26 protein-coding genes are annotated in these 22,389 nt (G+C 40.9%); 9 read left to right on the top strand and 17 right to left on the bottom strand.

Annotation, left to right across the window (positions count from 1 at the left end; genetic code table 11):
- Window positions 1–5 precede the first annotated feature (5 nt).
- The 3 genes from IEW76_RS17015 to IEW76_RS17005 form a co-directional block, all read right to left on the bottom strand.
- Entirely contained in the window at window positions 6–944 is a 939-nt protein-coding gene (locus IEW76_RS17015) for a glycine betaine ABC transporter substrate-binding protein (RefSeq protein WP_188655626.1), read from the bottom strand.
- 79 nt (window positions 945–1,023) lie between these two features.
- A complete protein-coding gene (locus IEW76_RS17010; RefSeq protein WP_188655625.1) occupies window positions 1,024–1,872 on the bottom strand; it encodes an ABC transporter permease in 849 nt (282 codons plus the stop codon).
- Window positions 1,865–3,058, bottom strand: coding sequence for a quaternary amine ABC transporter ATP-binding protein (locus IEW76_RS17005; RefSeq protein WP_188655624.1), 1,194 nt, complete (start codon window positions 3,056–3,058; stop codon window positions 1,865–1,867). The genes IEW76_RS17010 and IEW76_RS17005 overlap by 8 nt, the downstream gene beginning before the upstream one ends.
- A 288-nt stretch (window positions 3,059–3,346) precedes the next feature.
- On the opposite strand from IEW76_RS17005, the gene IEW76_RS17000 reads away from it, so the two are divergent.
- Window positions 3,347–3,856, top strand: a complete 510-nt coding sequence (locus IEW76_RS17000; protein ID WP_229721283.1) for a GbsR/MarR family transcriptional regulator — start codon at window positions 3,347–3,349, stop codon at window positions 3,854–3,856.
- A gap of 245 nt (window positions 3,857–4,101) precedes the next feature.
- Window positions 4,102–4,677: an HTH-type transcriptional regulator Hpr gene (locus tag IEW76_RS16995; RefSeq protein ID WP_188655623.1), complete on the top strand. Its 576-nt coding sequence runs from the start codon at window positions 4,102–4,104 to the stop codon at window positions 4,675–4,677.
- Here IEW76_RS16995 and IEW76_RS16990 read toward each other — a convergent pair.
- Window positions 4,674–5,012, bottom strand: a complete 339-nt coding sequence (locus IEW76_RS16990) for a DUF1878 family protein (RefSeq protein ID WP_188655622.1) — start codon at window positions 5,010–5,012, stop codon at window positions 4,674–4,676. The genes IEW76_RS16995 and IEW76_RS16990 overlap by 4 nt on opposite strands.
- A gap of 216 nt (window positions 5,013–5,228) precedes the next feature.
- On the opposite strand from IEW76_RS16990, the gene IEW76_RS16985 reads away from it, so the two are divergent.
- Complete coding sequence (locus tag IEW76_RS16985; RefSeq protein WP_188655621.1) at window positions 5,229–5,783, top strand: DUF3267 domain-containing protein; 555 nt, start codon at window positions 5,229–5,231, stop codon at window positions 5,781–5,783.
- Window positions 5,784–5,947: 164 nt separating this feature from the next.
- Window positions 5,948–6,127, top strand: a complete 180-nt coding sequence (locus IEW76_RS16980; RefSeq protein ID WP_036786836.1) for a hypothetical protein — start codon at window positions 5,948–5,950, stop codon at window positions 6,125–6,127.
- 558 nt (window positions 6,128–6,685) lie between these two features.
- On the opposite strand, the gene IEW76_RS16975 is transcribed toward IEW76_RS16980, so the two are convergent.
- Window positions 6,686–6,775: a YjcZ family sporulation protein gene (locus tag IEW76_RS16975; RefSeq protein WP_036786834.1), complete on the bottom strand. Its 90-nt coding sequence runs from the start codon at window positions 6,773–6,775 to the stop codon at window positions 6,686–6,688.
- 255 nt (window positions 6,776–7,030) lie between these two features.
- Here IEW76_RS16975 and IEW76_RS16970 point away from each other — a divergent pair, with 255 nt between their 5' ends.
- The gene (locus tag IEW76_RS16970; protein WP_188655620.1) at window positions 7,031–7,933 is read left to right on the top strand and encodes a peptidylprolyl isomerase; all 903 of its coding nucleotides are present in this window, start codon (window positions 7,031–7,033) and stop codon (window positions 7,931–7,933) included.
- 53 nt (window positions 7,934–7,986) lie between these two features.
- Here the strand turns inward: IEW76_RS16970 and IEW76_RS16965 are convergent, their stop codons facing one another.
- The 4 genes from IEW76_RS16965 to IEW76_RS16950 all read right to left on the bottom strand — a co-directional run bounded on the left by IEW76_RS16965 (window position 7,987) and on the right by IEW76_RS16950 (window position 13,707).
- On the bottom strand, window positions 7,987–8,172 hold the full coding sequence (locus IEW76_RS16965) for a sporulation YhaL family protein (RefSeq protein WP_188655619.1): 186 nt from the start codon (window positions 8,170–8,172) through the stop codon (window positions 7,987–7,989).
- Window positions 8,173–8,907: 735 nt separating this feature from the next.
- Window positions 8,908–9,456: a GbsR/MarR family transcriptional regulator gene (locus IEW76_RS16960; RefSeq protein ID WP_188655618.1), complete on the bottom strand. Its 549-nt coding sequence runs from the start codon at window positions 9,454–9,456 to the stop codon at window positions 8,908–8,910.
- 97 nt (window positions 9,457–9,553) lie between these two features.
- Window positions 9,554–12,472 (bottom strand): ATP-binding protein, encoded by a 2,919-nt coding sequence (locus tag IEW76_RS16955; protein WP_188655617.1) that lies wholly within the window; start codon window positions 12,470–12,472, stop codon window positions 9,554–9,556.
- Entirely contained in the window at window positions 12,469–13,707 is a 1,239-nt protein-coding gene (locus IEW76_RS16950) for a metallophosphoesterase family protein (protein ID WP_188655616.1), read from the bottom strand. Before IEW76_RS16950 ends, IEW76_RS16955 begins: the two co-directional genes overlap by 4 nt.
- A gap of 117 nt (window positions 13,708–13,824) precedes the next feature.
- Here IEW76_RS16950 and IEW76_RS16945 point away from each other — a divergent pair, with 117 nt between their 5' ends.
- Entirely contained in the window at window positions 13,825–13,980 is a 156-nt protein-coding gene (locus IEW76_RS16945) for a YuzL family protein (RefSeq protein ID WP_156969222.1), read from the top strand.
- Window positions 13,981–14,000: 20 nt separating this feature from the next.
- On the opposite strand, the gene IEW76_RS16940 is transcribed toward IEW76_RS16945, so the two are convergent.
- Both IEW76_RS16940 and IEW76_RS16935 read right to left on the bottom strand, forming a co-directional pair.
- Window positions 14,001–15,263 (bottom strand): ABC transporter permease, encoded by a 1,263-nt coding sequence (locus IEW76_RS16940; protein ID WP_188655615.1) that lies wholly within the window; start codon window positions 15,261–15,263, stop codon window positions 14,001–14,003.
- A complete protein-coding gene (locus IEW76_RS16935) occupies window positions 15,256–16,155 on the bottom strand; it encodes an ABC transporter ATP-binding protein (RefSeq protein ID WP_188655614.1) in 900 nt (299 codons plus the stop codon). Before IEW76_RS16935 ends, IEW76_RS16940 begins: the two co-directional genes overlap by 8 nt.
- Window positions 16,156–16,277: 122 nt before the next feature.
- Between IEW76_RS16935 and IEW76_RS16930 the strand changes: the two genes are divergently transcribed.
- On the top strand, window positions 16,278–16,463 hold the full coding sequence (locus IEW76_RS16930; protein WP_188655613.1) for a YhzD family protein: 186 nt from the start codon (window positions 16,278–16,280) through the stop codon (window positions 16,461–16,463).
- Window positions 16,464–16,508: 45 nt separating this feature from the next.
- Here IEW76_RS16930 and IEW76_RS16925 read toward each other — a convergent pair whose 3' ends face one another.
- The 4 genes from IEW76_RS16925 to IEW76_RS16910 form a co-directional block, all read right to left on the bottom strand.
- Window positions 16,509–17,279, bottom strand: a complete 771-nt coding sequence (locus IEW76_RS16925; RefSeq protein ID WP_188655612.1) for an enoyl-CoA hydratase — start codon at window positions 17,277–17,279, stop codon at window positions 16,509–16,511.
- Window positions 17,280–17,473: 194 nt separating this feature from the next.
- Window positions 17,474–17,638 carry a hypothetical protein gene (locus IEW76_RS16920; protein ID WP_188655611.1) on the bottom strand — a complete coding sequence of 55 codons (165 nt, stop codon included), beginning with the start codon at window positions 17,636–17,638 and terminating at the stop codon, window positions 17,474–17,476.
- A gap of 431 nt (window positions 17,639–18,069) precedes the next feature.
- On the bottom strand, window positions 18,070–18,429 hold the full coding sequence (locus tag IEW76_RS16915) for a YlbF/YmcA family competence regulator (RefSeq protein WP_188655610.1): 360 nt from the start codon (window positions 18,427–18,429) through the stop codon (window positions 18,070–18,072).
- Window positions 18,430–18,513: 84 nt separating this feature from the next.
- On the bottom strand, window positions 18,514–19,650 hold the full coding sequence (locus IEW76_RS16910; protein ID WP_188655609.1) for a DUF445 domain-containing protein: 1,137 nt from the start codon (window positions 19,648–19,650) through the stop codon (window positions 18,514–18,516).
- Between the two features lie 139 nt (window positions 19,651–19,789).
- On the opposite strand from IEW76_RS16910, the gene IEW76_RS16905 reads away from it, so the two are divergent.
- Window positions 19,790–21,151, top strand: a complete 1,362-nt coding sequence (locus tag IEW76_RS16905) for a YheC/YheD family endospore coat-associated protein (protein ID WP_188655608.1) — start codon at window positions 19,790–19,792, stop codon at window positions 21,149–21,151.
- 80 nt (window positions 21,152–21,231) lie between these two features.
- Here the strand turns inward: IEW76_RS16905 and IEW76_RS16900 are convergent, their stop codons facing one another.
- Window positions 21,232–21,636: a ferritin family protein gene (locus IEW76_RS16900; protein ID WP_188655607.1), complete on the bottom strand. Its 405-nt coding sequence runs from the start codon at window positions 21,634–21,636 to the stop codon at window positions 21,232–21,234.
- Between the two features lie 109 nt (window positions 21,637–21,745).
- Here IEW76_RS16900 and IEW76_RS16895 point away from each other — a divergent pair, with 109 nt between their 5' ends.
- Window positions 21,746–21,940, top strand: a complete 195-nt coding sequence (locus IEW76_RS16895; RefSeq protein WP_188655606.1) for a hypothetical protein — start codon at window positions 21,746–21,748, stop codon at window positions 21,938–21,940.
- A gap of 118 nt (window positions 21,941–22,058) precedes the next feature.
- On the opposite strand, the gene IEW76_RS16890 is transcribed toward IEW76_RS16895, so the two are convergent.
- Window positions 22,059–22,346 carry a metal-sensitive transcriptional regulator gene (locus tag IEW76_RS16890; RefSeq protein WP_229721282.1) on the bottom strand — a complete coding sequence of 96 codons (288 nt, stop codon included), beginning with the start codon at window positions 22,344–22,346 and terminating at the stop codon, window positions 22,059–22,061.
- Window positions 22,347–22,389: the final 43 nt, after the last annotated feature.

Below are 22,389 nucleotides of genomic sequence, written 5' to 3'. Positions count from 1 at the left end.
AGTTCTTATTCTGCTTGAAGATCTTCAATTGATTCTACGTCCATGTAATCAGGAACAACTAAACCAATCTTAGCACCTTCAAGGTTTGCTCCAAGATCTTCTAGTTGACCTTCATAAGACTCATAAAGGTCTCCGTGTGTACCTGGTAACCAAGCTGCTACCATACCATCAGCTTCGCCTTCAGCTACGGCTTTCCACATAACACCGTTATCTAATTGGCTAAGTTCTACCTCAAATCCTTGCTGACGAAGGACTTCACCGACAACGTTTGTAGAAGCAATTTCAGAGTCCCAAGCTACATAAGCAAGCTTAGCTGTTGTACCGTCGACTTCTTCAGTATCTTTTGTCCACTCATCAACTTTATCCTGGTTCTCATCAATCCAGTTTTTCGCTGCTTCTTCTTCTGGAGTACCGTTACGGATTTCAAGCATTACGGATTCCATATCAGCTGCTGTCCAGTTAAATTGATCTAAGATTTTATGAAGGTTTGGCTTCTCATCTTTAAGACCTTGCTTCGCCATCGTTTTGATTTGTTCTTCGCCACCGAATACACCTTCTGGGTCTTCAAGGTAGTGTAAATCAAACTCAGCGAATTTCCAGTGTGGAGTCCAACCTGTAACGATGATCGGTTCTTCATCTTCGATTGCTTGTGTAAGTGCTTGTGTCATCGCACCACTAGAAGACGTTTGAACTTCCCAACCGTCTAATCCGTAAGTCTCAATTGCATCGTTAGCGGCACCTACAACACCTGCTCCTGCATCGACACCTGTAATGGTATAATCAAGCTCTTCACCATAATTAGCGGCTTGTTCCGTGTTTTCACCGTCGCCACCTGATGTATTTTCTTCTTCTGAACCTTCCTCTGATGAGCCACAACCTGCTGCGACAAGAGATAAGGAAAGACCTGCTGCAATACCTAAACGTTTCCAGTTAAAATTAAACATACTAATAAACTCCCCTTTAATAAGATAATAACTAATTGAACTCTATTGAACTTCCATGAATAGGAAGTGCCAAACTTATTTATTCACCTTTTTGCGTATTCAGGCTTTGTGTGAAGCGGTCAATAACAATCGCAAGGATTACAATAGATACACCCGCTACGAAACCAAGACCTACATCATTACGCTGTAAGGCTGTGATTACTTCTTTTCCAAGACCTTCTGCTCCGATCATGGATGCAATAACAACCATGGAAAGAGCTAGCATGACGGTTTGGTTAATACCAGCCATAATTGTCTTCTTCGCCATTGGCAATTGAACTTTAAATAGCTTTTGGATCCCTGTTGTACCGAAGGCATCGGCAGCTTCGATTAACTCAGTTGAAACCTGACGAATTCCTAAGTTTGTAAAACGAACGGTAGGAGGCACTGCGAAAATAACAGATGCGAATACCCCTGGAACCATTCCTATACCAAAGAATGCTACGGCAGGAATTAAGTAAACGAACGCCGGCATTGTCTGCATAAAGTCTAAAATCGGTGTGAGGATTGCCTGCACTATGTTACTCTTAGCCATCCAAATTCCAAACGGAACCCCGATTATGACTGAAATCAAACTGGCGGTTATGACAAGTGAGAACGTATCCATTAACTGCTCCCACATCTCTTGGTTGAGAATAAACCATAAACCTACTATGGAGAACGCAGCCAAACCAATTCTCTTTCCAGTTACAAAGAAAGCAATAATCGCAACCACTGCTATAAAGATCCATGGGTTAATCACTTGCAGCGTTTCACTTAAAAACTCAATAAAGGTATCTAAATTATTCTTTATTGGATCAAACACAAACTCAAATGTATCTGTAATCCATTCAACAGATTGATCGACCCATGTCTTTACCGGAATCATAGGCAATAAAGTATTACTCATTGATCGACACCTCGCTTCCTGCTAGTGCTCCGATGACGGCTCCGCGAACGATAATACCTCGTAACTTTCCGTCTTCTACTACTGCAATCGGTACAGGTGAATTATGGATCATATCAAAGATGTCATTCATTGGTGTATCAAGATCGCATGTTGGTACGTTTGTTTCAATTACGTTGGTTAAATCTTTCACATTCTCTTCTATAGCTTGAGATGCATCGTCAGCTGTTACATAGCCTTTTAGATTACGAGATCGATCTGTCACATAAATGCTAGAAAGACCTTCTTCACGCATACGCTCTAGGGCTACGCGAGGACCGTGTTTTTCAATGTTTACCGTTTCAGGACGCTTCATAATATGTTGCGCTGTTAGAACCTTTGAACGATCTACATCTTCAACGAATTTCTCTACATAATCGTTTGCCGGGTTTACTAAAATGTCTTCCGGGGTACCGATTTGTACAATGGAGCCATCTTTCATTAGCGCAATACGATCACCAATTCGAAGTGCTTCATCAAGATCGTGTGTAATGAAAAGAATCGTTTTTTGCATGCGTTCTTGGAGATCAAGAAGCTCATCTTGCATTTCTTTACGAATAAGTGGATCCAAAGCAGAGAACGCTTCGTCCATTAATAGAACTTCAGGATCATTTGCTAGAGCTCGCGCAAGCCCTACACGTTGTTGCATTCCCCCAGATAATTGGCCAGGGAATTGGTTAATAAAGCTTCCAAGTCCAACAAGTTCTAAGGACTCTTTTGCTTTTTTAGAACGTTCCGTTTTATCAATGCCCTGTACTTCTAAACCAAATTCAGTGTTTTGAAGCACGGTGCGGTAAGGGAACAAAGCAAAACGCTGGAAAACCATACTCATTTTCTCACGACGTACACGACGTAGGTTTTTACTATCCATTGCAGCTAAGTTCTCTTCGTTAATGTATACACTACCTTCAGTCGGTTCAATTAATCTATTAATCAAACGAACTAGTGTGGATTTACCACTACCTGAAAGCCCCATAATGACGAATATTTCGCCTTGTTCGACTTCAAAGGAAGCTCTATTTACACCGACTGTATTTCCTGTTTTCTTTAAAATTTCTTCTTTCTTTAATCCTTGATCAAGCAACTTTTGTGCTTGGGAAGGATTCTTACCGAAGATCTTTGACAAGTTTTCTACTTTGATAATCGGCACCTAATTCACCCCTCTAAAACATTTTTACTATTTCTAATGAACTATTTTTCTGTTGTGTTTCGTTCAATCACTCACCTTTTATACTATATACTGTCTGTTTGTTTAGTACAAACGATAAATTCTTTGATTTAAGAACATATTTTTCGTACAGTTTAAACTGAACATACTGACACGAATAAAACCTTTAAATTTCTCCTTTTTGCTCCAAAATGCTACCCAATCTGATATTTCCAAATTTTATCGCAATAGTGTAATGTGATGGGTAGTATACGAGAAGGAGGTTCCTTCATGTCTGAAACTGAGAACAACAGTATAATGAGTGAAGTTCAGTATCATGCAATAACAGAATTCTCTAAAACCATTGAGATGTTTAGTCTTACACCTTCAGAAGCGTTACTGTTTAGTACCCTTTATATAGAAGGCGAACCGATGACTCTTGATGAAATGAGTGAAGCACTGGCAAAAAGCAAAACGTCGATGAGCACAGGTATTAGAAGCTTGCTTGACCTCAACTTAGTTGAACGTGTCTGGAAGAAGGGCGTGCGCAAAGACCTCTATACCGCGAATTCAGACTTGTTCAACAAATTTATGTCCTCATACATCCACAAATGGCTAGACGCTGCCAATCGCCAAAAACATTCATTAGAAGAAACGAAATTATTATTAGAAAAAGAGAGAAAAGAGATTAAGAGCGGGGAAGCAGATCATTTAGAGGAAAAGTTACATGAGATGATTGATTTTCACTGTTTGATTTCGAAAGCCTTTTCAGAAATAGATCCATCTACTTCTGGTTCATAAAAACTTCCCCGGTTCTACTAAAGAACCGGGGATTTCTTTAATTAAAAAAAATTTTTTAACTTATTCACAAAAAACTTTACTTTAAAATACCCCTTTGTGACGGGATTAAACGCTTTTTTGCGTAAAACTTCCTATTTTGTGCGCATATTATATCTTCTCTTATAAGGGTTTTCTTGCGATAATAATGGTGAATACTGTCCATATAAACCTAAAAATCCAGTAATCATCAAGAGAGGGGGAAGGCTATGAGAGATGATACTACAATCCAAGAAGCCATTCTTTATAGTCATAAAATGGCCCAGCTTAGCAAGGCCTTATGGAAAATGATTGAAAAAGATTGGCAACAATGGATCAAACCGTTTCATTTAAATATAAATGAACATCATATATTGTGGATTGCCCATCATTTAAAAGGGGCAAGCGTTTCTGAAATCTCTAAGTTCGGGGTGATGCACGTCTCTACCGCCTTCAACTTTTCCAAAAAGCTTGAAGAGCGGGGCTTACTCTCGTTTTCCAAACGCGAAAATGATAAGCGTAATACGTACATTCAGCTCACTGAAGAAGGAGAAGAGCTGCTTTTAGAAACGATGAAGTCCTATAACCCAGAGAACAATTCCGTTATTCGTGGCAGTATGCCATTAAAAGACATTTACGGGAAATACCCTGAATTTATAGAATTAATCTCAATGGTTCGGGAGATTTACGGAGATGAATACATGGAAATTCTCGATCGTTCTATGATGAATATCGAATCCGAATTTCAAAAAGAAAACAATTTCACGGAATCCGTTAAGCGTGGAGAAGATCACGAGGAGAACTAGTCCTCCTTCGGAACATTTTCGAATGCGATCATAAGATTCGTATAATATCCTTCTTTTTTTATGGCCGAAATGGCCTCATCCGGATGAAGTTTCATGTTTAACATCCCCGCAAAGTGAATCAGGAGGTCCGTAAAATCTAGCAAACCTTCTTCTACTTCTTCTTTAAAAGTAGTGTCTATAGTAGCTAGTAACATCATTACCTCCTGCCATTCTTCTTCTGTTAATCCTCGTTCAATGACCATTCTTGTAAAAGGATAGTCTTTCATTTGCTCAGCGTTCGTTAACAGCTGCACTTGAAAGGCTATTTTTTTTATGTTTAAATCCATTTCGCACATCAAGACTCCCCCCTCTATTCACCTATCATTCAATCCCTTTTGAAGGCACATCCCCCAAGGCTTAGAGTACTTTTTTATTTTTTTATAAAAAGCCTATTGATTTCTTCTATAAAACATCGTATCATTCGATATGCCAATCTTATTTGAGCGATTCATTCACTATAAAAATTTTACTATACAAGACTATTCTTGTCACAAATAAGGGGGTTATTGATTATGAATCTTAACTGCTGGAAATCCTTTAACATCACGAAAGAATTTGGCTCTAACCGTATTTATTTATTGAGCTCAATTCTAGGGGTCATTTCTTTTATCCTGCTATATGTACCACTGGCTATGGTCCATCAAAGTCATCAAGTTCATGATTACGGATTACTTCCGCTAGCAGCTTCGCTATTCTTGTTGCCTGCGATTCATAAATTGATGCATATGATTCCACTTGTGCTTTTGAACAAACGTGTTCGTGTTCGCTGGAAATTAAAAAGAGGCGTTATGCCGACGTTTTCCTATAGAACTTGCTCAACGTTATCAAAAACGACGTCCATTATGGTAGCTCTAGCACCAACAGTCCTATTATCTGTACCAGGTTTGATTACAAGCTTTGTATTCCCAAATTATTTCGCTTATATCATTCTGTTCACAGCTGTAAATATTGGACTATCATTCACAGACTTCTTGTGCGTTAACCAATTTATGCGCGCACCAAAACAATGCATTATTGAGAATGTAAGAGATGGGTATGATATCTTAATTGACAAATACAAAAAGTAACCCCAGTAAACCCTTTTAGATGCAGGGAATGAAGACTATTCCAGAATGGTACTCATTGCTAATGCATTTAAAAGGGTTTTTCTATACATATAAGCATTTTTACTGTTCAACTTTTTGTTTTTTTGATACAGTAATTTCATAGGTGCAAAAGGAGGTTTCTATTTATGTCAGTATTCTTTGTACCATTTGCGCTTTTTATATTATTCGTCTTTAACTCTTTAACCCATTCCCTTTGCCTTAAAACGGAAATGGCTGTTGAAAAGCAACCAAAAGTGTTTCGAACGATTAACATTTTAATCACCATACTATTGATTTCGTCATACGTCGAAATCCTGTATACCTAAAACAACGTCTCTTGCATAGAAGACGTTGTTTTTTTGTTTGGATACCTTTTCGACTCAAAGGGTATCCTTCTACCGGGATAGGTCCGTTACAGAGTTAGTGCTTGGGTTGGCTGGGGGACAACTCGTTTTCCTGCGGGTAGCTGGGAAGCCTCCTCGTTCGCTATCGCTCTCTGCGGGGTCTCCCCTAGGCTACTCTTCCCGCGGGAGTCTCGCAGTCCCCCAACCAACCCTGGCGTTAGTGGAGTGAACGGACCGCTTAAAACTATTTCTAATGCCACTTTTTCGTATATGGCGCGTTTCCGTTCCTCCCCATTAAGCAAAGGTGGTCCGGGAAACTGCGAGACTCCTGCGGGAAGAAGAGGTCGACGAGACCCCACAGAGAGCGATAGCGAACGAGGAGGCTCGACAGCTCGCCCGCGGAAAGCGAGTGGTTTCCCGGACCACCTTACGCTCAATAACGTAGACGGAAACGCTCGTCTTATCATCCTTCTATGCTGAACAGAAAACCCTCTGCCAAATGGCAGAGGGTTTTCTGTTCATATCCGATCTCAGGGATGATTAGTACAACCAAGATGCACCAACGATAATTAACAAAATGAATAGAACGACGATTAAAGCGAAACCGCCGCCGTAACCTCCTTTGCTCATGAAGCCACCCCCTTTTCTAACTTACTACCGTATCATATGCAGGGGGGGCTTGGTCTGGATAGGCGAATGACCCGGTTTTGAAAAGTTTTCCTCCAATTCCCGATAGCCCTAGTGTTTTATACCCTCAGTATGTTATATTATTTCAAGGATTAGGTTGTCTAGAAGCTACATTCACAGAGCTTCCAAAACGCCTCGTGAAGAGCACTTTAGGCTCTAAACTTTTGACACAATTAAATGATTAGGAGTGTTTACCTGATGAAAAAGATTGCTTTGGCAACGACACTAACTGCAGGAGTATTAGCTTTATCCGCATGTTCCGGTACACAAGGGGACGATGAGGCGAGCAAAGAACTAGTCGTTGAATCCAAGAACGGAAATATCACGAAAGATGAATTTTACCAAGAGCTGAAGGATCGCTATGGTGAACAAGTTCTTCATGAAATGGTTGTGACAGAAGTTCTTGACGATAAATATGAAGTAACTGAAAAAGAAATTGAAGAAGAAGTTGAAAAATACAAAGAACAAGTTGGCGGTCAGTTCGATCAAGCTCTATCTCAGATGGGCTTCAAAACTGAAGAAGACTTCAGAAAAGTAGTTGAACAAAGTCTTATGCAACAAAAAGCAGCAAAAGCCGAAATCAACGTTTCAGATGAAGAAGTTCAGAACTACTATGATCGTATGAAAACAGAAATCCGCGCGAGCCACATTCTTGTAAGTAGTGAAGAAAAAGCTAAAGAAGTTAAACAAAAAATCGAAGAGGGTAACAAGGACTTCGAAGCTCTAGCTAAAGAGTATTCAGAAGGACCTTCTGCTTCAAACGGAGGCGACCTTGATTTCTTTGGCCCGGGTAAGATGACGCCAGCCTTTGAAGATGCTGCATATGATCTTGAAAAAGGGGAAGTGAGTGAACCTGTCAAGACAGAGTTCGGCTTCCACATCATCAAAGTTACGGATAAACGTGAAAAAGAAGACGTAAAACCTCTAGAAGAAATGAAAGACCAGATTAAAGAAGACCTTAAAGCGAACCAGCTTAACCAAGAAAATGCGAAGAAAACAATCGATAAGCTCATCGAAGAAGCTGATGTAAAAGTTAAAGCTGAAGGTTTAGAGAACATCTTAGAAAAAGCTAAAGAAGAATCAAATTCTGACCAAGGCTAATCTCATTTCAAAAGGCTGCACCTTTTTAAGGTGCAGCCTTTTTATATCTATTTCTAACTAGAGACCGACTGCTTCCTCTTCTTCGCATCATCAATTCGGTCCATATACTTTTGCCCTTCTTGTTCAATAAACTTTTGTTCCATTTCCTGTTCCGCTTTCATCGCTCGAAGTGCCATATATCCACTAAATAAAATAAACACTACCATTGCTAACACCCACCATGGAATTCCTGCAATCATGGAATCTCCCCCTTGTCCCCTTTTAATACAAGCCTATGCTGAGTTAAAGGTGAATATTCCAACCCACTCTACTAGCTTGTTCAAGAATAAGACAGGATTGTTGAAGACCCGAAACTGAGACACTTTAGTATGTATGGGCCGTTACGCTTATAAGTGCTAGGGCAGGCTTGGGGACCACTCGCTTTCCTGCGGGGAGCTGGGAAGCCTCCTCAATCGCTACGCGCTTTCCGGGGTCTCCCCTAGGCTCCTTACCCCGCGGGAGTCTCGCAGTCCCCAAGCCTGCCCTGACGCTAATTAGGTGAACGGACCCGCTTATTATAGTTGCCCTTAAGCCCCCTACCTCACAAATTTGGGGCGTTTCCGTCTCTCCCCATTTGGCAAAGGTGGGCCTGGAAATTGCGAGACTCCTGCGGGAGAAAGAGGTAGACGAGACCCCGCAGGATGGTTTTCCCGAGGAGGCTAAAAAAGAAAGGGGAAGTTCGACTAAGGCCGTCACGTCCTGTGACAACGTCGAACGACCCCACGTCGTGTGGGGCCGCGGAAAGCGAGTGATTTCCAGGCCCACCTTATGCTCCATTAAAGCTGACGGAAACCTCTCTCTATCTACCGCAAAACATCCCTATCTCAGTTTCAAGTCTTCCAAATAAGGGGGCTTATATGGAAGGCTCTAAGCATTAACATAGGCCATAAAAAAAGCATGTCCTTTTATAGACATGCTCCTTCTAATAGGGAGACTTAGTCTCCCTTTGGTACGTATTTAAAGATTTCGCCTGATTCAACGACACGTATAAACTTCATGAGCCAGCGGTAGTATTCTTTCGCATACTCTAATCGGTCGATATCGCGTTGGATCATGCCTTGTAATTCTTCGTCGTCTGTATCATCCATAATGGCACGAAGTTCGGAAATCGCTTCATCAGCTTCTTCGATGTTCGTTTCAGTATGGTGTCTCCAGCGGTTACCAAATAACGATGTGAAGGACTTATACCAATCTTCTTCAGATTTGTATAGATCTTTTCGCACACCCTTTCGGAATGCTGGTTCGACCATCTTCATCTCTGATAAAGATCTCACACCAGTCGACATACTTGTCTTACTCATTTCAAGCGCATCACGCATATTATCTAGCGTCATTGGCTGATCTGCAAAGTAAAGCGTTCCGTACAATCGACCAACAGAAGAGGTGATTCCGTACAGGCTCATATTTTTGGCGATCACTTGAATAAATTTTTCGATTGTTTCTTCATATTCTGTCCATTCTTGACTTCTTTCTTTATCTACCAATGGACGACCCTCCACTAGCTTTATTCGACATTGTCCTCAAGTATTTTATCACTATTATTCCAAAAGTGCGAGGTCATGACAAATAAAAACTTAATTTTTATAAAAAAATTTTTTTACGTTCTGTTATTTTTTGATTAATTGTATCACTACAAGTGAACAGAATGACTTGTTGTTCCTGTGCAATTTGTTGTAAAAGCTCTAGTACCTCATCGGTTCGTTCATCGTCAAAATTTACAAACGCATCATCAATAATAAACGGTAAAGGATGTTCATCTCTAATAGTCTGACTTAAAGCTAGCCGTAGAGCAACATATAACTGTTCTTTTGTCCCTTGAGACAATGACTCTACAGAGAAACGTACTCCATCCTTTCTTTCAACTGTCATCTCCTCTTCTTCCCTTGGCAGCCATACACGTAAATAGGTATCTCTCGTTAGGATGGAGAAAAAGTGACTACAATATTCAACTACTGCAGGCATTCTTTCTTTTTGATACACTTCTTTCGTCTGCTTCAATAAATTGTGGGCTACTTTATATACTGCCCATTCTTTAGCCATTTGCTTGCTTTTGTCTTTCTCTAACCTCACTTCATGCCTTTTCATTGAGTAGCGTTCATCTTTTTCAAGTAGCTGTATGCTGGACCTGAGGTCAGCTAATTGCTGACGCTTCCCTTCTAGTTCTCTCTCTGTATTCTCCAACTCTTCTGTCGCCAGGGCCAAATCTCGTTTTAGAGAAGGCTCATCTATAGGCGAAAGGATTGCTTGGGAGGATGTCACTTCGTTCATATAGACCGTATCGATCTGTTTCTGAAGCTGCCATAGTTCTTCCTCTATTTCTTCTATATGCTTTGCTTGTTCACCTTGCTTAATGAAAGAATCTGAGTCTGAAACATCCGCTTTTTCATACAACTGACGCAACTCTTCTTGAATCGGTAACTGTCTTTGTTCTAATTGATTCATTTGGCTACGTAAATTGTTCATTTGCTCATCTAATTTATGAAGGTCTCGTTTATGCTCCTCAACCTTGTTAACAGTTTCTAAGCAGTTGTTCCATATGGAATCTATTTCCCCTTCTCGCTCTATTCGTAAACGGTCTGCAAATAAAAATAATTGATTTTCTATCGTTTTTTGTCGCGCGGCTAAGATTTCTATTTGCTCTTGTTTTTTTAACCATTCTTGTTGCCTTACTTGAACACTTGAAAGTCGTTGATATACTTTGGGCCAGTAAGACACAGAAACTTGATTTAGGAATGGATAATGACCGACGTTCTCGTCTATCATTTGACCAATTCTTTGTTGACGCTGCTTTAAGGTATGAAGCTGTTCTTCAATTTGAATTTCACGCATTTTACACTGTTGAATACTTTGTTCGTATCGCTTGAGCTCTTGAGCCCGCTGATCTTGTTCTTGTAACTGCCTTTCCCACTCCCACGGACTTCCAATCGAATCCCCCACGTGTTGACGTTCTTCACTTGATGCGCTAGTAACTGAACTTTGTTTAAGTTGTCGAACGAGGAACAATGTTGCAAGTAATAATAAAGCACTGAATATAAACCATAAAGGATCAGACAGTACAAAGCCCCCAATGGCTCCTGCCGCCGCCAGGATGCTCCCAACTAAAAAGATTTGGTTTGCAAACCTTGATTGTTGATCCACCATTTGGCGGCGATTCTTCAATTGTTCCTCTTCGAATTCTTTTTTCCATTCTTTTTCTCGAGCACGCTCCGCGGATGTTCTCAAGTGTACCTCATCATCTTCTGACAGCATTTGATCTTTCACCCGAGTCCGCTGATCTTGGAGCTGGGTTTCTTCTTCCTGATTAAGTCGTAATTCCTGCTCTAGCCGAGCACGTTCTTCTTCGAGTGTTTCTTTCTCATGACCCATCCGTTGCCACTCTTCTTCCATATAGAACGGTAATGAGAGCTCTAATACATCTTCAAAAGTAAGATGTATCCCAAGTTCTCCTATTTTATTGGCCAGTCGTTCTTGCTCTTGTTCAGATTCAGCCAGGAGTTCGTCTAAGCGTGCACGGTTGATGTCATACTCCTGTTTATGGCCAATCCATTGCGATAGTTCTTCAACACAAGCTATATCATATGAAGGCGCCTCTTTCTGCTTTGCCTCCGCTCTTTGTAGTTCCTGCTTAACAACCTCTTTTTCACTACGGATCGGCATCTCTTGATCTTTAAGTTTGTCGTAACGTTCTAGTCCTTGTTCCGGAAAAGGAACGGTTTTCGGTAAGGATGAACGCTTAGCTTTGAGTTGTTGGTAACGAAAGATCATGTGTGAGGCTTGGTGATGTTTCTCTAATAGATCCTTTCTCACCATGTACATTTGACGCTTCTCCTTCAATTGATGAAGCTCCTCTTGTACCTCTTGCTCCTCCACTTTTAAACCAGCATACTTTTGTTCTTCTTGTTTAAGAAGAGTTAGAGTCTGCTCCATTTCTTTCACATGTGCAAACTGCTCATTTAAGACCGGTTTCCTCCCTTGTTTCTTAAAGAGACGTTCAAGTTCCTTCTCAAGCTTCGTCTCAAGTTTATAGATCTGTTCGGACCCTGTCATACCTACCCCAAATAATACATCCCCAATAGCTTTAGAACCTACTGCGTGAATGTGCTGGATATCATGTAAATCAAAAGAAAAAATAGCTTCAAACGTGTTCTTATCCATTCCTTTTAAATAATGGCGAAGCCACTCTTCAGATTGTTCAGTTCCATCCTCAAAATAACACCGAGCCTCTCCGCTGTTCTGATTGAAATCACGTTCAATGTATACCGTGCCATATCGAAGATCGGTGACCATTAAACGTCCCCCAACCGTTCCTCCCATCTTTGGTACATAAGATTTCACTTTTTTCGGTGGAAAATTAAATAGAACATACAAGATAAATTGCCTAAGAGTTGATTTCCCCGCTTCATTCTTACCATAGAATACCGTTAACCCATCATCTTGGAAATCCACGGTTTTGTGCTGCCATTTGCCAAAACCATAAATTAATGCTTGTTTTAGTTTCATTCAGATCGCCCCTCCTGCAACAAGGACTTGAGCAAATAAGATTCAGCTTCGCTTATTATTTCTTTCTTCTCTTCTTCTGAAAAGGTTCCTACATATCTTCGACCTTGCTTATGAGTTGTGAGTTCAGCTAGCATCGAGTCGACCTCATCACTCTCATCAATGAGGCGAATTAAATCAGCGACGAAATGAGCGCCTTGCTTTAACTCTTCCCGATCCCATGAAGGGGTAGAATGGACGACAATGTCTTGAAGCCACATCCATGCCTCTTCCTCTTCTTCTTTGTCATTCCAAACATCTACAAGACTGTTAAGAGCCTCTTCCCTCATTTCATCCCCATCTAAATGGCCTTCTATCTTTATTTTGAAAATCATTGGACCATAGACCTTTCGATTCTCTTCCTTCCATTTATCTACTTCATCGTGGAGTTCAGAAAACGTATGTATATGACTTACATCAAATGTAATTTGCTGAAAGAGGACAGAATGCGTGGGTAAAAATGTAAGGGTTGTCTCCGTATCTTCTAGGTCAACGAGGTAGCAACCCTTAGCCCCGTCTTCTTTATGATGGCGCCCTTGTATGTTCCCCGGATAGACAACTGGCGGCTCTTCTTGCAGGATCTGTCGCTTGTGAATATGACCAAGAGCCCAATAATCGTGTCCTGCTTCATTTAATTGGGAGATTCGAAAGGGTGCATAAACATCATGATCTGTATTTGTTGCTATACTCCCGTGAAGAAGGCCGATGTGATAAACATCTTCACTAGTCCGCTCATACTCAGCTGCTTTCTCTTCATAAATAGCTCGCCTCGAGTAACTAAATCCTTGAATATTAGCAGCATGCTCGCCATTTTTATAGAAAGGAACTGTAGAGACCGACTCTTCATTAAAAATCGTCACGTTAGCTGGGTATTTAACAGGATAGAAACTGCCCCCAGTATGGTCGTGATTTCCATGGGATAGAAATACTTCTATTCCTGCTTTATGTAATGTTTCAAACCCTTTCTTAAGACGAATTTGCGCCTTTAAACTTCTACCGTCCTGATCAAACAAATCTCCAACCATTAATACAAAGTCAACTTCATTCTCTAATGCGTGTGAGATTACACGTTCAAATGCTTGAAATGTACTCTCCATTATATCCTTCGAAAGACGAGATGAAAGTCCTGAACCGATCCCTTTAAAAGGGCTGTCTAAATGAAGATCTGCACAATGGATAAAACGCAGTGTTGGCTTCATAACCAAAACTCCCTTCATATGCTACTTGCTTGTATTTTACCAAAGGTAACCACCGAATGCACGTTCGCCTCATAATTCAACTACGTTCGGGGGAAGCTAATCGAGGAGGTGACTTCAATGGCTAAACGAAAAAAGAATCCATCAGAACGTGCAAAAAGCGCGGCAAGTGTAAAAGGATCTCCTAATAGCGGTCCAGTCGAGCGCTTCCGTGATGATCCTGATCACCAAACAACAAACATGCAGTATAAAAAAGAAAACACAGCTGGGGAGTAACCCCCGGCCGTGTTTTTTTACTACGATTCTTTTTTAGACAATTGGAATGCCCGTTTAAAACTCTTCACAATATTTCCTTTTCCATACATAAGGACGCCTCCTCGGTAAATACGGCCTCCAACAACAGCAAGTAGAAGAATCGTACCAATAAGTAAGGCAATCGATATCCCTACTTCCCACACCGGAACGTCAAGCATCCCTACGCGAAGGAACATCAACATAGGTGCAAAGAAAGGAATAAATGAAGTGACAGTCACCAACATGGTTTCAGGCGCATTTAATCCGTACATTGCAATCATAAATGCGGCTACAATAAGTAAAACCATCGGAGTGACAACTTGTTGCGCATCCTCTGTTCGGCTAACAAGCGAGCCAAGCATCGCTGCAAGAGTAGCATACAACAAATAGCCTAACAAGAAGAACACACCTGCATAGATTAGAGTTGAAGTATTCGCATCTCCAAGTCCAAAGTAGGTGAATATCCCACCTTCCAGGTTCTCCATATTAGCTTTAACCGATTGAACTCCAACAATTAAGATCAAGCCAAATTGAGTAACCCCTAGTAGGGCAATTCCAAGAATCTTTCCAAACATTTGTGTAACAGGAGACACACTTGAAATTAAGATCTCCATCACACGAGAAGACTTTTCTTGCGCTACTTCTTGAGCAATCATATTTCCATACATAATGACCCCTATATAGAGAAGAAATAGCATGATATAAACAAGACCTCGTGCTTCACTTAATTCTTCCTCTGTCTTTGCCTCTTTATCAAGCGCCACTTTCTCAAAGGCCACAGGAGCAAAGATCCCGTTCACCGTTTGTTGGTCAATACCAGTGTTTTCTGTTGCAACAGATACCTTCACTTGCTGTAAAGCTTGCTGGAGACGTCCGCTTATACTATTCTCAGCAATCTGTTTTGTATAATAAGTACCAGATGGCGTACCATTCTCGCTCGGTTGAAGAGTTAGCACTCCTCTATACTCCCCGTCCTGCACAGCTTGTTTCGCTTTTTCCTCCCCCTCTTGGAAGGATACAAGTTCTAACTCAGCTTGCTGGGCATTCAGTTGTTCTTCTAATGGATTAAAGAAGTCTCCAGTCTCATCAATAATGGCAACCTTTGGAGCGCTCCCTTCATCATCACTTCCAACCGAATCCATAATTCCCTGGAAATTCGTCAGTGCAACGATCAATAACAGGATAATTCCAGTGGTGACTAGGAACGTCTTAGACTTTAGCCGACTGAAATAAGTATGACTCATAACAACCCAGAACTTATTCATAAGAAGCCCCCACTTTCTCTATAAAGATATCGTTTAAAGAAGGCTCTTCAAGGTCGAATGTGCGAACAAACCCTTTACCTTGTAGCGCTTCAAATACACGCTCCGCTACCTCTTCTGCTTCCACCTGCAGTTCACAACCTTCTCCAACAGCCCGATACGATACAACACCCGGAATGTCACGTAGGTAGGTTAAATCGAAATCCGCATGCACGACGAGATTTTTCTTTCCAAATGAGCGTTTGATCTCTTTTAATCCTCCATGAACGACGGGTTTCCCTTTATGTAAAATACATAAGTGTTCACAAAGTTCTTCAACATGTTCCATACGATGCGAAGAGAACACGATAGATGTTCCGTTTTCCTTTAAGTTCACCACTGCTTGCTTCAATTGCTCAACATTAACAGGATCTAGTCCTGAGAATGGTTCATCTAATATTAGTAATTTCGGCTTATGAATGACTGCAGATATAAATTGAATTTTTTGCTGATTCCCTTTAGACAACTCTTCGATTTTTTTATTCTTGTATTCTGGGACTCGAAAACGCTCTAACCAATGATCTAACTCGCTTAAAACCTCTTGCTTCGACATGCCCCTTAGTTTTCCAAGGTAAATTAATTGATCTTTCACAGTTAATTTCGGATACAAGCCTCGTTCTTCGGGTAAATAGCCAATAAGATGGCTTTTACTGTAATCAATTGTCTCATTGTTCCATTGGATGGACCCTTCACTAGCGTCCATTAGACCTAGAATCATTCGGAATGTAGTGGTTTTCCCCGCTCCATTTGCGCCTAAGAAGCCAAAAATTTGGCTCTCTGGTATCGTTAGAGACAAATGATCAACAGCCGTATGAGCTCCGAAGTGCTTTGTTACTTGATTTAAAGATAATGTCATTCTTGTGTACTCCCCCTTCTCAATTATGAATACGTATAGATGGGCAAGAAGTTTCATGATTTAGGAAGAAGGAGAAAAATAAACCCATTACGAATATGTAAGGAAGATAGGAGGAATGAATTGTGGAAGCTTACATTTTAACAGTCTTCGCTCCAGATGGAACTCAATTATTAGAAGAGTCCTTTGAAGCACAAGACGATCACGACGCTAAGAAAATCGGTCAAAACCTTCTTGCAGACAACGGATATAGTGAACATACTCACCGTTGTGTATCTCCAGATGGTCGTATGGTTTTATTCCATCGTTAAAACGAAAAGCGCCTGACTGGATCAATCCAGACAGGCGCTCTATTGTTATTCCCCTTTAAAAACCGGGGAACGATGCTCCATAAATGCAGCTACCGCTTCTTTATGATCATCTGTATGACGTAATTCAAACTGATGAAGTCGTTCCTGATCCATTAATTGCTTCAAGCGTTGAACAGACTGACCATGGTAAACACGCTTCGAGCGAATCATAGCTTGTAGTGGTCTTCGACTCCAATAAGCAGCAAGGTTTTGAGCAGCATCTTCTACTTCACCTTCACATACCTCATCAACTAACCCTTTTGTAAGAGCTTCTTCTCCGGACAAAGCCTTTCCTTCCCATGCAAACAATTTGGCTCTCTGAGTACCTAACCGCTCTTGAAGCCAAAAATGCCCTCCTCCATCAGGTAATAAACCAACACCAATAAAGTTCATAGATAAACTCGCTTCCTTATGAGCAAGCACATAATCACAAGCTAACGCTAAACTAAGCCCCAATCCAACAGCAGGACCATGGACTGCAGATATAACCAGTTTCTTCATTAAAAATAAGCGCATCATGACCTCTTCTATGTCGTCCATCACTTCCTCATAAGCTTGTTTATCCCTTGTTCCTTGCATCATCGCCAAATCCCCACCAGCACAGAACCCTTTTCCAGTACCAGAAAGGATAACAATGGAGTCCTGGTTATCTTCAATACTTTGCAGTTGATGCTTTAGTTCCCTAAGACTTTCCTGGTTCAAAGCATTCATTTTATCCGGTCGATTTAATTTCAAATGCGTAATCCCATCTGCCCGTTCTATCGTAAAATAACTCATAAAGCTCCCCCATTCGTTTAATAAAGTCATAAACCGCTACAATCGTACAAACAACATTCGAGGAACTTCTTAAAAAATCCTGCTTTCATCTAAAAATTTACATAGTATGGGAATACGTTAAACTTAGTGCAATATCCTGGAAAACGAATCGTTCAAGAAATTCACCATATTTCTATCAACCTTACTTGAACCTTCTATGAAGAAGAGATTAGATGAGAAATCACAAGGCGCTGAGCTATGGGGCGTTGATTTTTAAGTTTATTATCTGCTTTGTATTTTTGGGGAGGTATGTATGCCGTAACAGCCTTTTGAGAACTTGTCGTGATGTCTAAAGGCTTGATCTTGTTTAATTTTTTCATTTCATATAAGCCACCTTTTATGGAGGAATCGAAGTTGAATGTTTGAGCCGGGAGGGGCTGTTATGTTTGATGATTGATTGGGCTTGAGGTTCACGTCAGGAGATCTGATGTAACCCTATATGGCAACATGTTTCCGTTCACCCTAGTATGGAAAAGGTGGGCCTGGAAACTGCGAGACTCCCGTGGGCAGAAGAGCCTAGGTGAGGCCCCGGAGCCCGGCTTTGCCGGGTGAGGAGGCTTACCAGCTCCCCACAGGAAAGCGAGTAGTTTCCAGGCCCACCTTACACTCAACTAAAGCTAGCGGAAACATTCTCTCAGATTCGAGACCTCAAGATCACTGACCTATTCTTGAACAAACTCACAATAAAAAATGAACAGAACCAACATAAAAAAACCCGCTAACCTTTAAAGGTTAGCGGGTTTTAATAATCTTATTGTTGTTCGCCTTCTCCAGCGCCGTATAGGTCTTCAAGAGGCTTCGTGATGATGCGACTAACATCGTTAATCACTTGGTTTAAGTGTTGCTCTTGTTCCATAAGTTTAGAAATTTGAGGGTGTTGTTGTACTGTCTCAACTACTTTACGAGCTTGCTCAACTTCTTCCTCAGAGATCTCTTGACCTTGCATTTGTTTCTGCTGAAGTTCAATTTGAGTGTTGCGGAAGTTATCGAACATTTGCTTCGCAGCTTCGTCAGCCATTACTGCGTTGTATGCTTCTTGTAATTGTGTGAATTCTTCACTGTTGCGTAGAGCTGTTTCTAGCTCATAAGCGTGATCATAGATATTAGCCATGAATAAGCCTCCTACAATTGTTTTTCTTCTCATTCCTTTCCACTATAACAAACGAGACTAGCTGTGTATAGCAATTCCCATTATTCATCCTAGTAAAAGGATAATTCCAGCCTGAATAAGGCCTATTAGCCCACCGAGTAACGCTCCAAGATACGTAATCATCTTAAATTCACGCTTGGAGATTCCTAATACAATATCTTCTAGACGCTCTACTGGGAAAGCTTGCACTTCTTTACGGACAACTTCTGATAAATGCAAGGTTTCCATAATGGATGGAAGCCGAGACGAAAGAGCTCCCCCTAACTGACCAACGAGCTGAGGCACGAGAGTCTCCACAATATAAGGCTGAAGGTTCTTGGTATGTTCAGCGATTGAACGCTCAAGCCATACATCAGTTGGAATGGATGATACGATTTGCTCGCTAATTTTATCAGGAATTCCTTCTATACCTAGTTTCTCTTCATATACCGAGAAAGGTTTTTCCATCCATTTATCCCATTCTGTATGAAGCACTTCTTTCAACCAGTAATGTGCATCTTCTGAGTTTAAGAAATCAGAAACAGCAGGCTGCACTTTATCAGCTAGACCTTGATTCCCCATAAAGGACGAGATCATATTGCCAAGAAACCCTTGTCCTTCTAGGTAATCTTCAATAATTGCACCGATTTTAGCTCTTCCCTCTTCGCTGGAGATAAAATCATCAATCTGCTTTAAAATGTATTCACTCGCTTTACCCACTTGCGCTTTCCCTTTATAGAAAGCGTTGTCACCAATTAATTCCCGAACTGATTTAGCTCTGGCATCTTTCATATAGGCCTCGACTTTATCTTCTGTAAAGTCTTTTAGTTTGCTTTCAATCACTTGCTGATTTACAGGGATGTGAAAGTCATTTAATACATGCTGCAAGGACCGCTCACTAGATAAAAACGATGTAACCTCTTTCTGTGCGTACTCTACCACTTGCTGCTGAAATGTATCATCTTCCAGTTTTCGCTGTATTCCTTCTGGTGTTAACAAATGGTCGGTTACCATTTTCCCCAATTGCTCCGCCAATTCATCATGGCGCTTTGGGATCAAACCAGGTGTAAATGGAACTCGTTTGTTAAAGATATATTTCGGCTTGAACGGGCGAAATAACATACGAATCGCAAGGGAGTTTGTCATACCACCAATTAAGGCTCCAATTGCGATCATCATTAGGATTAATAAAAATGTATTCATGAGATCTACCTTTCTTCTTCCAACTTCTCACTAAAAGTATAGTATACCCAAATCAAAAAGGTAAGAAAAGCCTTCGCATGAAATGTTTTCTCTCCTCATAAAATGATAGGGAAACGGTGATCTAGGAGGCCAGAAAGCCATGGAAACCTATTATTTTTATGTTAAAACGTATACAAGTCAAAAGATGAGAATCATTGTGCCTAAAGAAGTGTACCCTGCCTTTCATAAAGTCCAAACCATCTGGTGCGGGGTTAGATCGAACGAGATAGAAGTTATGACACATCAAAAAGATGAAGACACCATTTATTTATCGTCTCAATTACAAGACGAGTTAAAGTTACCTGACCTTTCTACCCTTTCTTGTTCTGTCGAAGAGGCAAATGTATGGCTTCAGCCTCTACTCGGCATATTCACAGCAGGTTTTACAGAAAATCGAGAGACCCCCATTGGGGATCGGACAGCTATCTTTGAAGCCATGTCAATAACCGGACAATCTTACGGGTTTGAAACCATTGTATTTGGCTATCAGCATGTCAACTTGGAAGATGAAACGATCAATGGCTATGTGTTTCATAATGGCGTATGGGAACGAAAAACCTACCCTTTCCCCTATGTTATCTATGACCGAATCCCTAACCGTAAGATTGAACATCATCCCCTCGTCATCCGTATAAGGAAACAATTGCAAAGCAGAACGATTTGGTTCAACTCAGGGTTCTTTAACAAGTGGAAAGTTTATGATCGATTAAAGCGCACATATCAGGTCTCTCACTTCCTTCCTCAAACGACATTACACCCATCACCAGAACGTGTGCTTGAAATGCTCCAACAAGAGAAAAAGCTTTATATTAAACCCATCCACGGAAGTAAGGGGACAGGGATTAAACGGTGTCGCTTAAGAGAGGAAACTGGGGAAATTGAATGTCAGTACTATGAAGGTGAAAAGCTCGTCCATCAGCGCTACCAAGATGGTCAAAATATGATCAATCAGCAGTTCCCTAACGGTCTGTATGGGTATATTGTACAGCCAGAAATAGAACTCAAAACAAAGCGCTCTACCCCTATGGACTACAGGGTGCATACAAATAAAAACGAAAAAAATGAATGGGTAGTTACAGCAATTTGCACGAAGTTTGCTGGCAAAGGCAGCTTAACCACTCATGTACGTCGTGGGGGATCCCTCCATACGTTAGAGGAGTTATTCGACGACCGTGAAAGTCAACAAGTTTACACGAAGCTTGAACGATCCGCTCTAGAGATAAGTCGAGTGCTAGATCGCACCCTTAAAGGACCACTCGGAGAAATTGGTTTTGACTTTGGGATCGATCAGGAGGGCCAAGTCTGGATGTTTGAAGCTAACTCTAAGCCTGGATATGTTCTTTATGACCACCCTACTTTCAAGCGCGAACAAAATGTAATCCTCTCCTATCCATATCGATACGCCAAATTCCTTTATCAACAACGCATCTCAAAACATAAGGATAGACGCTCGCTCACATAAAGGGCGCATCTTTCACAAACTAAAGGGGTAAAGCGTGCCAGGCACGCTTTACCCCTTTACCGTATTATAGATCATTCGATTTATCTCAGGCGCCCGTATATGGTCGAGAACCGCGTGGCGTGTTCCATTTCATCTGTCATGGCTATAAATAACGGCTCATAGGCGTATTGAACCGGCATATGAAGAAGCATATCCCTATATAATTCCGAAGCTTCCAATTCATCTTTAAGAGCTTCGACCACCCCATCTTCAAAGGACTCAAACTCATTACGCTTCATTGGATGTTCATAATAACGACCCGTCAGCTGATAATACAGTTTCTGAAAGCTATGGTAGTGCTTCTCTTCATCGTCTTCAGCATGCTGTATAAATTCCTTAAAAAGCGGATTCGGTGTTTCTTCTTGTAATCGTTTATAGAAATCATTAGCTGTCCACTCCGCTTCAATGGCAGCTTCTAAGTTTTTCATAAAATCAGATTGATCCAACGCAAATCACCTCTCCTTCTACTTCTAAATGTATGACAGAAGATATCGGCTATGCATAGCCCTTCTCATACGACGGAAAACTAAAGACAGAAAGGAGATGACTAAAAGAATGGCACATCCAAAAAATGAAAGAGAACGAGACAGCCGTGAAAACTATGAGGTTGATGTCGACCGTATGATTAATGAAGGAATGGCCGGCGGAACTGTTAATTCCAGATATAACCGTGCTCAAATCGAAGAGGCACGCGACCTACCGAAACAAAACGAAGCCTTCTCAAATAAAACCCAACACCAAAAACATTAAAACCAAAAGCAGTAGTTCCCGTTCAACATCGTACAGACCAGGCTAAATCAAACGAAAGGGAACACGAATAACCTACAGAAAAAAAGGCGATCCATAACGGATCGCCTTTTTCCCTATATTAACGACTCTTTACAATCATTTGAACGGCTTCTTGAATAAGTTCGTCTGCTGGTTCTCCATTTTCTTGAGATTCACGCAGACACGTCTCCAAATTCTTTGCTACAATATAGCCAATAGAACGATCAATCGCGGAGCGAGCAGCTGATAATTGAGTAATAACGTCTTTACATTCTTTATCTTCTTCCATCATTTTCAATACACCGCGAACTTGTCCTTCTATACGCTTTAAGCGATTTTTCATATCTTGCGTATATTGGTTCATGTCTTGTACTTCTTGATCTGCCATGGTCAAGTACCCCCTTTTCGAAAATCTATCTATAAAAAGCTTA

This window comes from Pontibacillus salipaludis, from assembly GCF_014642405.1.
In the GTDB taxonomy this organism is placed as follows: domain Bacteria; phylum Bacillota; class Bacilli; order Bacillales; family BH030062; genus Pontibacillus; species Pontibacillus salipaludis.
The sequence above is the reverse complement of the archived record's forward strand: the minus strand, read 5'-3'. Positions and strand labels throughout refer to the sequence as shown.